Here is a 12,821-nt window from a genome sequence, read left to right as displayed (position 1 = left end):
CCATTATCGTAGGAATGGGGGTCCCATCTTAATGTTGAAACGAATGGCCGCACTGCTGCTTTCCGCTTTCGTCCTCTCTGCGACAGCTGGCTGTAATTATGAGCAGCTGGCACAGAACAGCGATACCGATTACGGCAGCCGCCAGGCTAATGATCCGAAGATGCTTGGAGGCAAGTCGTACGGGCCAATGTCGAATAATCCGCACCAGCATGATAATGCCTTTTTCGAATACAGCTCCATGATTTCTCGCAAGGTCACCGATCTAAATGGGATAGCATCTGCTATTGTCATGCTGACGGACAAGAATGCTTATGTTGGTTTAATGACGGATTGGACAGCTGTGGGCACACGCAATTCAGGCGGCAAAAGCGAGCAGGATAATACCGGTACGAACGATGGCGTCTATAACCATGACACAGGCAGTCCTTACGGCAACAGCCGAACGCTCGTCTCGCCTTATAACTCTTATTTCTCCGTCAACGACATCAATAACCTGTCAGATGAGCTCAAGCAGACTGTCGCTCTCAGGGTACGCGAACTTGCCCCGACCGTTCAGGAGGTTCATATTTCCGCCAATATGGAGTTCGTCAATTATTTCAATGAATTTGCCAAGGAAGCATGGGGCGGGCGTCCGCTTATGCCTTGGATTGACCAATTTAATACGGTCGTTAAATATCATTTCGCCGGTGGAAAAGAGATGCCAAAACCGATTACCCAGCCCGGAACCTATAGCCCATCTGAGGCTCAAATGGATCAATAAAAAAATCGCTTCCTATTATATATAGCAAAAAAAAGGCTCTTCAAGCGAAGGGCCTTTTTTTATGCTGAATATCTTTTATTTGCATTTAACGCATAGGTGCGAAATGTTTAACCTCTGCTAGAATAGCCTCCGTTTGAGCCAACAGTTCGTCCGTCAATTCGAAGTCGATGGCTTTCACGTTCTCCTCCACTTGACCTGGACGGCTCGAACCAATAATCGCTGAGCTTACGTTCGGCTGACGAAGCACCCAAGCCAACGCGAACTGCGATAACGATGCGCCGATGCTTGAAGCCAGCTGTTCAAGCTTCGCCGCTACTTGAAGCACATCCTCGCGTAAGTAGCTGTTAATCACGCCATTGGTTTTGTCATTCGCTGCGCGGCTATCTGACGGAATTGCTTGGCCTGGTTTATATTTGCCGGTAAGCACGCCTTGGGCCAGCGGGGAAAAGACGACCTGTCCCAATCCTTCCTGCTCGCATGCTTGTATTACGTCCTGCTCGATATAGCGTTCAAACATATTGTAAATCGGCTGGTTTGAAATTAATGGCCGCAAACCAAGACGATTTCCCGTTGCGGTTGCATCCTTAATCTGAACGGCTGTCCACTCACTGATTCCGGTATATAGCACTTTACCTTGAGCCGTTAAATCATCGAGAGCCCGTAACGTTTCCTCAATTGGCGTATCGGCATCAAAGCGATGGCATTGATAAAGGTCGATATAATCGGTGCCCAGCCTCTTCAAGCTTGCCTCGCATTGCTCCATGATATGTTTTCTGGACAATCCGCGGTCATTAGGGCCTTTGCCCATCGGGAAAAACACTTTGGTAGCCAGTACATAGCTGCTCCTCGTATACGCTTTCAAGGCATCGCCCATAACCTTCTCGGCTTCCCCGTTATTATAAGCATTTGCCGAATCGAAAAAATTAATGCCAAGCTCATATGCTTTATGTATGCATTCTTGAGCGGTTTGCGCCTCTGTCGCCGTTCCATACGTTAACCAGCTGCCAAGTCCGATTTCACTAACCTTTAGCCCGCTATTGCCAAGCTTCCTATATTTCATTTATAATCGCTCCTTCGACTCATATCACGCTGCTCTCTTGTAGTAGTGTATAGCAGTTCGTTCTTTATTTAAAGTAGTGAATCTTTTTTCATTTTATTATCTTTAGTATATATACTATACTTAATGATAGTAGCAGTTAGAGAGGAGAATGACCAGATGAGCGCTCATAATTATATTCCTAAGGAACCCACGCATATCGAATGCAATATTGAGAGGACGTTAGATGTCATTGGAGGAAAATGGGCGTTTCTTGTGCTGCGAGAGCTATTTTGCGGCACCAAAAGATTCGGTGAAATTCAACGGCTCATTCCAGCCGTAAGCCCGCGCGCATTAACAAGCACGCTCCGTCATTTGGAAGACAAGGGCGTGCTTGAACGCAAAGTATTTCCTACCGTTCCGGTAACCGTTGAGTATACGCTAACGCCAAAAGGCGAGGATTTGCATCACATTTTAAAAGAAATGAAACTATGGTCAGCCCGCTGGACCTAGAGCTTGCTAAGTCGAAACCTTCACTCAAGGTTTAATAGCTTTGTCTGGCAATGTTTTCGTGCTCGCTTGGAAGCGGTCGATGGCTGTCTGGTAAACGCGCCGATCGCTTTCATTACGAGATAACCGTTCGAGGCGAACCAGCTCGGCTTCAAATTGCTCGATAAGCATGCTTACCCGTTCTTTCGGTTTCGTTTGGCTGTTTTGCGGCTGTTTCGACTCTTCTCCCGTTTGAAGCAGAAGTTCTCCGTTACTGTCGATTTGTGCGAAAAACACCTCTTCCTGCTGCAGGTTTCTTTTGTCCAGCTCATGCCGCAGCCATTCTCTGTCACGCCCTGCCTCTACAAGAACCTCCTCTTGTATTTCCCCGTCCATCATGACCGTAAGCGCTTCTCGTTCATTGGCTACCTGCCAGCCAAGAACATCCGGCGTGATCGGCTGATATTCCTTCTTCAGCATAACATTGACCTCGCCGCTAGACTCCATCACCGCAAATTCTACATCCGCAACTCGGTAAACATCCTTTTTGCGCAATTGCTCAAGCATTTCATCTAGGGTCAGCCGCTCCTTGTGTAAATTTTTCTTAAGAAGCTGGCCATCTTTAATAAGTACAGTTCCTTTGCCGTCAATGAGATCACGTGCTTTCTTGCTTTTCATTGTCAAAAATTCCATAGCTACCGAGACACTGACCCATACGCCTAATGACACCATTCCTAGAAACCATAAGTTGTCAAGATCAAGTGAAATGTAGGCGGCAATATTACCTATCGAAATACCCGTTATATATTCGAATAGGGACAGCTGTGAAATTTGGCGCTTACCCAACACCTTTGTAAGCGCAAATAATATAACGATTGCTGCTAATGTTCTCAGAACAATTTCAAACCAGCTTGGCATGTTAAATATCCCCCTTCCAAATTTAGAATATCCAGAAAGGCATTTCTCATTCGGTTTAAAATTGTGCTATGTGCGAAGATTCCTAAAGAGGAGCTCTTGCGAGAGCGGATTGGCGGGACAGGCGGCATTCTTTGTACCCTTTACCATATTTCAGACGTTGAATATAGTTAGAAATAGTAAAATATTAAGTGACTCGAGGCTCAATTTCCGCCAACTGTAGACTTGTTTGCCCGCCATCTCCTCAACCCTGCCAAATAAAAGGAAAATCTCCCGCTAATTTAAGCATAAATCTTCATTTATCCACTTTAGAAGGAATTCGTCCCGTTAATTTGCCTCCAAAACTGCCTAAGCGCTTAATTGACTTGAATTAGCGGGACTTATTCCCTTTAAAAACCTCTACAACTCATCATCTTCATATTAGCAGGATAAATTCCATCTAAAAGCTGGTTGAATGGGAAATTAGTCAATGGTGGTATTAGTTACTTTCACGCATCTAGCTTAGCAGCATTTTGTCGGCCAATTTCCAACGCTAAAGGGTTCCTATGTTTGCCTTTTCTTTAAGCTATCTGACAAATTTTGAAAAAAGCTTGCTATTTAAATTGTCCTATAGTAAGATAATAAGAATGTATTATATTTAACCTCATCCAATCCCCAGTAAGATTCAACTTTTTCCCACGGATTTTGATTTCTTTGCTGTTAATTCTCAAGCCTGTTACGTGATGTATTTCTGATTCACACTGGCGCGGTCATCGGAGCCGCGAGGACGGAAGAGAGGTAGGGCTTTCGTTGTTTTAGGATGCGAGTTTTTTTCAACTTGGTACACATGCTGTTTGCTGTTAACAAGGGGATTCCCAACGGCCTTTCATTTATGAAGAGGTCCGGTTAAATATAAGTTACACAAAAGGGCTGTCCGCTAACACATTCTGGTGTTAGAAGGACAGCCCTGTCCAATTTTATAGGCCCTATTCGTTAGGACATCCGCTAGCGGCTAAATGGCCCGACCGGTTTATTTTCGTATCCAAATATCGCTCGTTATACGTTGAACGGTCCCCCCAAAGCGGAATCCGCTCTACGACGTCAAGGCCTGCCATCTTCATGGCATCAAGTTTTCTCGGATTATTCGTGATAAGCGAAACAGGCTTCTCCCGCAGCGTGTTAAGCACGCGAATCGCATCACTATAATTACGGGCATCGTCCACGAAGCCTAGCTCAACGTTAGCCTCAACCGTATCATATCCTTGTTCTTGGAGCAGATAAGCCATCGCTTTACTGAACAAGCCGATGCCTCTTCCTTCATGATTCGCCAAATAAAATAAAGCGCCAGCACCCTTCTCGACGATCATCCGCATCGATTCATGCAGCTGATAGCCGCAGTCGCAGCGCTTGCTTCCAAAAATATCGCCCGTGTGACAAATGCTGTGCATTCGTATCCAAGCTTCCTCCGCCTGTGCAAAATCGCCGTAAACCAGCACACTCGATTGCTGCATTTCAGCCAAATTGCTCGCAGACAGCTTCTTAATCATTTGTTCCGCATCTTCTAGCTTCTCTTTGCAGAGCAGCCAGCAATACCACTGAAAGATGGCCTCGCCATCCTCCAGCTTAACAGGAAGCGAGATGGGGCCCACTAAATAGATAATGCCTTTTTCACTTTCAATGACTTGTATTTTGTGATCAACAATCGATACCGCTTCTGTATGCATGGGGTAGCTCCTAACCTGTTCATAATAGCTGTTTGGACTATTATGTTCGGTTAGCATTACCGCTATGCTAAGTTCGTTCCTCTATTTCTCCTGTCGAAGCCTCATCTGCCTGTTTCACGCCAAATGAACCTCGGTGATCCATTTGACCATTTCATCCAGATGTCTTTCCAGCGTAACCGGATTATAGTTTCCCCAAGCTATATCGACAACATGGCCGCGTCCGTTCTGCACTGCAGGCAGGTTATTCCATATTGGATGCCTCAATATAGCCCTTCCTTGCGAGGCATCAACGCCCGTTTCCGCCAAAGCCAGAAAAATACGGTCTCCTGCATAATCCGGCAGCTCCTCTAGCTTGATCAGCTTCCATTTCATTTGCTTATCCGCAGCGATGAGCTGCTTTATTTTATCGGGCTTCTCGAAGCCCAATCCTTGATAAAGCGTATGCCCAAAATGGTGGCCAGCATAAACGTACAAGCCCTCCGCATGGTAAACGAACGCTGTTGCCGTCTCTCCCTGCTTGAGATATTCGCCTAGCCGTGCTCTAGTCCGCTCGGCTTTTGCTTCATATCGAGAAATCCAGGCTCCCGCCTCCTTGCTCCGCCCAAGCAGCTCCCCCATATGGGTCAACCGGGAATAAACATCATCCTGCCAGCTAATCTCAAAGGCGGGCGCAATTTTGAAGAGCTGATCTACACAACTTGCCTGCATAAAGCTTGGGAACAAAATCATATCTGGCTTTAGCTCCAGCACCTGCTGCGCATCAAGCGGTTCATCAACCCCTTTTATTCGGCTCGATACCCCTTGAATAACATCAAGCATTGCCCGATTGGTTCCGACTGGCTGAATTCCTAGTGCCAACAGCTCACCCAAATATTGAATCGAAAAAATCCGCTGACCCGTCTGCTTGCTCTGCATATATTCGGTAGGTGTCATGCCCGTTGTTTGCTTAAAGCGCCTGCTAAAATAATACTCATCCGAAAAACCGACGCTGGCTGCAATATCCCTTACCCGTACGCCGGCCCCCAGCATGAGCAGCTTCGCTCGCTCAATCCGCAGCAACGTCAAGTATTCCATAGGGGTGTAGCCCGTCAACGCTTTGAACATCGTGCCGAATTGCCATTTGCTTAACTTGGCTTCCTCGGCCAGCCTCCCAACGGCAATTTCCTCGTGCAAGGAACGATGCATAAAAGAAATCGTATTTTCAACAGCTATTCTTGCATTGTGCTCAACGGTTGAATAGCTTTGCAATAGCTCATATAAGGTAGATTGAAAGCGGATATGCAGATGAAACGAATCCAGCTTGCTCTGGAACATGCTTGCAGACAGCAGCTCCTGAAGCTTATTTTCCAGCTTTGTGTGAGGAGTATATACCACTTCCATAATAGGCGTAAACAAGCCAGTAGCATCTTGCTCCACCTCATACGTCAGCTGGTAGACCCGCATCGTGCTTTGCCCATCGTTTCTTATCTCAATGGCCGTATTCGGCGGGAGTAGTAAACATTTCCCTCTTGCGGCCACATATCGCTGACCATTAAGGAGAATGACGCCTTGACCGTCCGATACTGCAAGCAGCATATGCCTCCTCGCCCAAAACCTTGAATCGCGATGGCTCAAACGGCTGCTATAAGACAAACTTTCAATCGTATATAAATAAACGGAAGGGGGCCGCTCTAATATATAGCGCTTCTCCAAATTGTTCATGCTGCCCCTCCTAAGTGATAATGATTATCATATATTTCATTATATTGGATTTCATTAAGAAAAAAAAGCTCTCAACAACATTCCGTTGTTGAAAGCTTTTCGTTAAATGAATGCTTACTTTTTGATTAGCAAGCTCGTCATTTCGTCAAGGAGATAGTCTAGGGTGAGTGGATCGTTTAACGACCATCGCTTGTCTACGACATAAGCCTGACCGTTCTGTACGGCAGGAATCTTGCTCCAGATTGGACCGTTAATAATTTCTTCCACTGCCTGCTTTGCTTCCTCGCTGTCATCCTTCGTTACAAGGAAAATACGGTCCCCTGTAAATTCGGGAAGTGATTCCAATGAAATGGTCTCCCAAAGCGAATCCTTCTTGCCCTCAAATAGCTCTGCAACCTTCGGCGGCTGCACAAAGCCAAGCGCATCATACATCGTTGGACCCAGTCTTTGCGGGCCGTACACATACAGCTGCTTGTCCAAATAGACGATGAATGCCGATGCCGTTTCACCTTTTTTCAAAAACGGCTTCAGTTCCTCCCGCTTAGCTGCTGCCTTCGCCTCATATTTTTGAATCCAGCCTTCAGCAAGCTCCGGCTTGCCCACGATTTCAGCTATCGTACGCAATCGGCTAAAAATATCGCCGCTATAGCTAATCGCAACCGTCGGCGCAATTTTTGCCAATGCCTCGATATCCTTTGCCTCAATAAAATCAGGCACGATAATAAGGTCTGGGCTGACGGAAAGCACCTTTTCCATATTAGGAACCGTCTCTTGGCCGCCAATATCCTCCAAGCCGCTCAGCTGTTCCTCGTTCAATACAAGCTTCGCATTTTGAAAATTTGTGCCGATCATCGGAATGTCTAGCGCAGTCATCTCTGAAGCATAATAATGTGCCACAATGCGCTGCGGGTTGGCCGGCAGCTCCACCTTCCGTCCCAGTGCGTCAGTAAAAGTACGGATGTCAGGTATATCGGTTTGCGTGTTCGCAGTCGGCGTGGGCTCCTGCTGTTTATTAGCCTGAATGTTGTTGGCATTCTCAGTCCCGCAAGCGCTAAGCATGACGGTGATCAGCAATAAAATGCTGCACAGTAGCATTTTCCGCTCTCTCTTCACGGTAAACATCAAACCTCTCCCCCTCTATGATAACAGTTCTCATTTAGAACTTCTTCAGTGTAGCCTAACCCATTGCTGTGCTCAATGGACATTTATTAAGTTTTTCATAGATATATTTTGGGTGATCCCGCTATTCCTCGTAAATCATCTTTCTTGTCATGCCGCCATCAAGCGTAATATGGGACCCAGTCACAAAATCATTAAGCGGATCTGTCAAGTATAGGCAGGCACGTGCCACATCCTCCGGTTTGCCGACCCGCTGGGAAGGATGCTGGACATGATCCGCTTCACGCAGCTGGCTATAATCCCCGGTTTCGATCCAGCCCGGACAGATCGCGTTGACTGTAATTCGGTCAGGACCCAGTGAAACGGCCAGCGCATGGGTGAGCGACAGAATGCCTCCCTTGGAGGCGGCATACGCTTCTGAATTAGGCTCCGACATCATCGCCCTTGTCGATGATATATTGACGATTGCTCCGCCGCCGGTTGATCTCATAAGCTTTGCTGCCTCCCTGGAGCATATAAATGTCCCTCTTAAGTTCGTATTAACGACGCTGTCCCACTCGTCTAGCGATAAGTCATACGGCGATTTCCAAATGCCAAATCCGGCATTATTAATGACAATGTCCAGTCTTCCCGCCAGCGTCTCCACATCCCGAAGCATCTGAACCACTTCCTCCGATTTGCTCATATCCGTTACGAAGGATAACGAATCATAACCGGCTTCCTGCAGCAGGGCTGCCGTTTGTTCCAACCCAGCTTCATTTTTATCGGCTAAAATGGACAAGGCCCCCTGCTCCGCATAAGCAAGCGCCAATGCTCTCCCTATTCCGGCTCCTGCACCTGTAATTAGCACTCTTTTTTCCGTATAATCTGCTTTCATTTTATGTCCTCCTTCGCCTAATGCTTTTCCTAAAAGTGTAATTCATCCGCTGAAAAAAAGAAAATCCGGGCTCTCTGCCCCCTTGAGAGGAATTGTGGCTAAGCCGTGTCAAATAAACTGAAAATTTAATTATCAATGAACATTTTTTGCAAATAGCCCTTGTCAACCTTACTTAAAAAGCATATGATAAAAGCAAGAAAAGGTTGTGAATGTTTTCACATAATAATCTGGGTTGTGAAATAATTCACGTTGTGAAGATCGCTGCTCGCAAACAAAGCGCGCTTTACACATACAATAGGAGGCGTTCGATGATGACGATGAACATTGCTGTTATTGGTTGCACACATGCAGGTACGGCTGCGATTACCCAAATGGCCAAGCTTTACCCCGAGGCTAGGATTACGGTATATGAACGGAATGACAATATCTCGTTTCTATCGTGCGGAATCGCGCTGCATGTCGGCGGCGTTGTAAAAAATGCCGAAGATTTGTTCTACGCTTCGCCCGAGCAGCTCGCCGCGCTAGGCGTACACACTCATATGCGTCATGATGTGCTCGCTGTAGACACGGATGCCAAAACGATACAAGTCCGCAACCTGATCACTGGCGAGGATTTTACCGATACATTTGACAAGCTTGTCGTAACGACCGGATCGTGGCCGATCATACCTCAGATGGATGGCATTGACCTGGAAAATATCGTGCTTTGCAAAAATTACAACCATTCGAAAACGATTATTGAAAAAGCAAAAAAAGCGAATCGTATTGCGGTTATCGGAGCAGGCTATATCGGAATTGAGCTAGTGGAAGCATTTGAGCAGCTTGGCAAAGAGGTTACGCTAATCGATAATATGGAACGCATTTTGTTCAAATACTTGGATAAAGAATTTACGGACGTAACCGAGCAAGCGCTGCTTAAGAAGGGTATTACCATCGCTACCGGCCAAACGGTTACTTCGTTCAAGGGCACAGAGGGACGTGTTACGACTGTAGTAACGACAGCTGGGGAGTACGAAGCTGACCTCGTCGTGCTTTGCATAGGCTTCCGACCTAATACGGAGCTTCTAAAAGGACAGGTCGATATGCTTCCTAACGGTGCAATCCTGATCGATGAATATATGAGAACGAGCAAACCCGATATTTTTGCCGCTGGCGACAGCTGTGCCGTCCACTATAATCCAACCGGACAAAATGCCTATATCCCGCTGGCAACAAACGCCGTACGCATGGGAACATTGGTTGCCAAAAACCTAATGAAACCGACAGTCAAATATTTGGGCACACAGGGCACATCGGGAATTAAAATCTACGATTACAATATTGCTTCGACAGGCTTAACTGAGGCCGCTGCGCTTGCCGCGGGAATGAATGTGAAAAATGTCACAATCATCGACAACTACCGTCCAGAGTTTATGCCAACCTACGAGCAATTTACGCTCAAGGTTGTCTATGAAGCCGACAATGGCCGAATTGTCGGCGCGCAGGTGCTCTCGAAGGTCGACCTGACCCAATCGATCAATACCCTTTCGGTTTGTATCCAAAACGGCATGACGATGGACGAACTAAGCTACGTCGATTTCTTCTTCCAGCCGCATTACAACAAGCCGTGGAATCTGCTTAACCAAGCCGGTCTGCAAGCAGTGTAACGTCAGCTTTACCAGATCCACAATCCTTCTTTCTTAGCAACGAGCAGCAGAGCTACTAGGCCCCCCTCCTAGTGGCTCTGCTGCTTCTTTTTCATTTGCTTATGCTGCCTTTCGCCTTCTTTCCTTACACCCGTACAATGCTAGTCCGTTAGCTCAAGCTTCTTTCTATTAAAAATAACATCACAATATTCCTTGACAGGAATATTCCTAATAAGGTATATTGATTTCAGAAGCAAGACACTTTCCGAAGAAGCGAGGTGGCTTTCGTTGACTGGGACTGACAGAATTGGCTGCACCTTAAGTAAAGCAAACATTACTTTCATTGATAGAAATTCTGAATGATGGATACAACAACCTTTAGCGCACTTGCCGAGCCTAACCGATTACGCATAGTAGAGCTGCTTCGCAGCGGGCCTTTGACCGTAGGTGAAATTGCCGAGCAGCTTCAGCTTCGGCAGCCGCAAGCTTCCAAGCATTTAAAGGTGCTGCATGAAGCTGGACTTGTTGAAGTAGAAGCTGTCGCCAACCGACGGAATTATAAACTGCACAGGCAGCCGTTTCAAGATATGGACGCATGGTTGAATGCCTACCGCCGCATATGGGAAGAAAGATTTGATAGCTTAAATAGTTACCTTCAGCAGCTGCAATCCGGTAGCGATAAACCAAATAACGAAAATTAAAGGAGGCATTTTTTATGACAAACCAAATGATATCCAAAGTTGAGGGCCAAGAGCTCATTCTGGAGCGTGTTTTCCATGCGCCGCGCCAGCTCGTATTCAAAGCTTTTTCGGAAGCAGAGCATCTTAAGCATTGGTGGGGGCCGCGCGGCTGGACGCTTTCCGCTTGTACCGTTGATTTCCAGGAGGGCGGGGTGTGGCATTACTGTATGAAATGCTTGGATAAGAATCAGGGAGATTTTTATGGAATGGAGTCTTGGGGCAAAGCGGTATATAAAGAGATCGTAGATGGCGAAAAAATCGTCTATGTCGATTTTTTCTCTGACGCGGAAGGCAATGAACTGGATACGATGCCATCTGCTCATGTTACGACCACCTTTTTGGAGCAGGATGGACAGACGAAGCTGATCAGCCGGTCACGCTACGCATCTGCCGACGAGCTCAAGAAAGTCATGGAGATGGGAATGGAGCAAGGGATTACCGAAACTTGGGATCGTCTCTCCGAGCATTTGCAGGCCGTACAATCCTAATCAAACGCAGAAGAGCTGCCCTTTACACAAGGGCAGCTCTTCTTTTATACCGTGTCCGCAGGCGGCTTTCCGAGATTCGGCGTCCCATCGACGTTCCACGTAAACACCTTTGCACGCGCATGGCGATTAGGATCAAATAACGGATCGCCTACGATTTCCTTATAGCTGCGAGCATGGTAGATCAAGACGTCCTGCTCGCCATCCTCTGTCACCGTAAAGCTGTTATGTCCCGGTCCATACTGGCTTGTCTCCGGACAACTCTCAAATACCGGGTTCTGCGATTTCACCCACGAAGCAGGATCAAGCAGATCGCTCGATTGATCCGCCGACAGCAGACCCATCGCATAATTATGGTCCGTGGCGCTGCCTGAATACGTCAGAAAAATCCTTCCGTTCCGCTTAAGCACCGCTGCTCCTTCGTTCACCATAAACCCTATCATTTCCCAATCCAGCTCAGGCTTGGTGATTAGCACTTGTTTGCTTTTCAACGTCCAAGGGTTGCTCATCGTGGCGATATACAAGCTCGTATTCCCTGGTATGGCCGGATCCTGCTGCGCCCATACGAGATATTGCTCGCCACTCTGCTCAAAGCTGGTCGCATCAAGAGAGAATGAGTCCCAGCCGGTCACGATCTGCCCCTTCTCGGTCCAGCTGCCTTCAAGCGGATTAGAAGATTCATTCTCAAGCACGTACATCCGATGCCGGAACGGCTCGTCCTGTCTGGCAGCTGCGAAATAGATATACCATTTTCCGTTGATAAAATGAAGCTCCGGCGCCCAGATATGCTTGCTCATCGCGCCTTCCTCATACTTCTTCCATGCGACAACTTCGGAGGCCTCGGTTAAACCTTCAAGCGATTCCGCTCTTCTCAGCACAATCCGATCGTATTCCGGTACGGAGCCTGTAAAATAATAAAAGCCGTCCGTATGCTTATACACCCATGGATCCGCACGCTGCTCGACTAAAGGATTACGCAGCCGCCTGCTCGACCGTTCCGATGCTTGAATACTCATTATTTTTTCAGGCCTCCTGTAAAAATGTTCTAATTATATTAGGTTTTGACGATATGCATGGCAACCAAAACGATATTTTCGCTTCGAAAATAAGTGCATCCGATTAGGAGTGCGGCGAGTATAAAGTTTTTATGACTTTGCAGGAATTTCTCCCGTTAAATGATCGTTATTCGCCGAGTATATGAAATAACGGGATTTCCTACCGTTAATTCAACCGTTTCAAGTCATTATCGGCATATTATCTGGAATTAAAGGGAGAAAATCCACTAGCGTTGCATTAAACCTGTCCTAGTCTTGTAGGTATCTAAGTTTGTTCAATAATTCACAAACTTTCAAGTTTCAAATAAATAAAAAA

Annotated in this window: 12 protein-coding genes; 5 read left to right on the top strand and 7 right to left on the bottom strand. The window is 46.7% G+C overall.

What is annotated here, in order from left to right; translation table 11 throughout:
- Window positions 1–31 precede the first annotated feature (31 nt).
- A complete protein-coding gene (locus FJQ58_RS15020) occupies window positions 32–760 on the top strand; it encodes a YhcN/YlaJ family sporulation lipoprotein (protein ID WP_139994789.1) in 729 nt (242 codons plus the stop codon).
- Between the two features lie 85 nt (window positions 761–845).
- Here the strand turns inward: FJQ58_RS15020 and FJQ58_RS15015 are convergent, their stop codons facing one another.
- On the bottom strand, window positions 846–1,820 hold the full coding sequence (locus FJQ58_RS15015) for an aldo/keto reductase family protein (RefSeq protein ID WP_139994787.1): 975 nt from the start codon (window positions 1,818–1,820) through the stop codon (window positions 846–848).
- A gap of 156 nt (window positions 1,821–1,976) precedes the next feature.
- Here FJQ58_RS15015 and FJQ58_RS15010 point away from each other — a divergent pair, with 156 nt between their 5' ends.
- Complete coding sequence (locus FJQ58_RS15010; RefSeq protein WP_139994785.1) at window positions 1,977–2,309, top strand: winged helix-turn-helix transcriptional regulator; 333 nt, start codon at window positions 1,977–1,979, stop codon at window positions 2,307–2,309.
- A gap of 24 nt (window positions 2,310–2,333) precedes the next feature.
- Here FJQ58_RS15010 and FJQ58_RS15005 read toward each other — a convergent pair whose 3' ends face one another.
- The 5 genes from FJQ58_RS15005 to FJQ58_RS14980 all read right to left on the bottom strand — a co-directional run bounded on the left by FJQ58_RS15005 (window position 2,334) and on the right by FJQ58_RS14980 (window position 8,600).
- Complete coding sequence (locus FJQ58_RS15005; protein WP_139994783.1) at window positions 2,334–3,203, bottom strand: DUF421 domain-containing protein; 870 nt, start codon at window positions 3,201–3,203, stop codon at window positions 2,334–2,336.
- Between the two features lie 962 nt (window positions 3,204–4,165).
- Window positions 4,166–4,903 carry a GTP cyclohydrolase II gene (locus FJQ58_RS14995; RefSeq protein ID WP_139994781.1) on the bottom strand — a complete coding sequence of 246 codons (738 nt, stop codon included), beginning with the start codon at window positions 4,901–4,903 and terminating at the stop codon, window positions 4,166–4,168.
- Window positions 4,904–5,017: 114 nt separating this feature from the next.
- Window positions 5,018–6,604: a helix-turn-helix domain-containing protein gene (locus FJQ58_RS14990; RefSeq protein ID WP_139994779.1), complete on the bottom strand. Its 1,587-nt coding sequence runs from the start codon at window positions 6,602–6,604 to the stop codon at window positions 5,018–5,020.
- 114 nt (window positions 6,605–6,718) lie between these two features.
- Window positions 6,719–7,726 (bottom strand): ABC transporter substrate-binding protein, encoded by a 1,008-nt coding sequence (locus tag FJQ58_RS14985; RefSeq protein WP_139994777.1) that lies wholly within the window; start codon window positions 7,724–7,726, stop codon window positions 6,719–6,721.
- A gap of 121 nt (window positions 7,727–7,847) precedes the next feature.
- Window positions 7,848–8,600 (bottom strand): SDR family NAD(P)-dependent oxidoreductase, encoded by a 753-nt coding sequence (locus FJQ58_RS14980; protein WP_139994775.1) that lies wholly within the window; start codon window positions 8,598–8,600, stop codon window positions 7,848–7,850.
- 317 nt (window positions 8,601–8,917) lie between these two features.
- On the opposite strand from FJQ58_RS14980, the gene FJQ58_RS14975 reads away from it, so the two are divergent.
- From FJQ58_RS14975 to FJQ58_RS14965, 3 genes are all read left to right on the top strand, one after another.
- Window positions 8,918–10,246, top strand: a complete 1,329-nt coding sequence (locus FJQ58_RS14975; RefSeq protein ID WP_139994996.1) for an FAD-dependent oxidoreductase — start codon at window positions 8,918–8,920, stop codon at window positions 10,244–10,246.
- A gap of 341 nt (window positions 10,247–10,587) precedes the next feature.
- The gene (locus tag FJQ58_RS14970) at window positions 10,588–10,926 is read left to right on the top strand and encodes an ArsR/SmtB family transcription factor (protein ID WP_139994773.1); all 339 of its coding nucleotides are present in this window, start codon (window positions 10,588–10,590) and stop codon (window positions 10,924–10,926) included.
- Between the two features lie 14 nt (window positions 10,927–10,940).
- A complete protein-coding gene (locus tag FJQ58_RS14965) occupies window positions 10,941–11,453 on the top strand; it encodes an SRPBCC domain-containing protein (protein ID WP_139994771.1) in 513 nt (170 codons plus the stop codon).
- Window positions 11,454–11,497: 44 nt separating this feature from the next.
- Here the strand turns inward: FJQ58_RS14965 and FJQ58_RS14960 are convergent, their stop codons facing one another.
- Window positions 11,498–12,466 carry a glycoside hydrolase family 43 protein gene (locus tag FJQ58_RS14960; RefSeq protein WP_139994769.1) on the bottom strand — a complete coding sequence of 323 codons (969 nt, stop codon included), beginning with the start codon at window positions 12,464–12,466 and terminating at the stop codon, window positions 11,498–11,500.
- Window positions 12,467–12,821 lie beyond the last annotated feature (355 nt).

This window comes from Paenibacillus paridis (assembly GCF_006345825.1).
Classification (GTDB): Bacteria; Bacillota; Bacilli; order Paenibacillales; family Paenibacillaceae; genus Pristimantibacillus; species Pristimantibacillus paridis.
The sequence above is the reverse complement of the archived record's forward strand: the minus strand, read 5'-3'. Positions and strand labels throughout refer to the sequence as shown.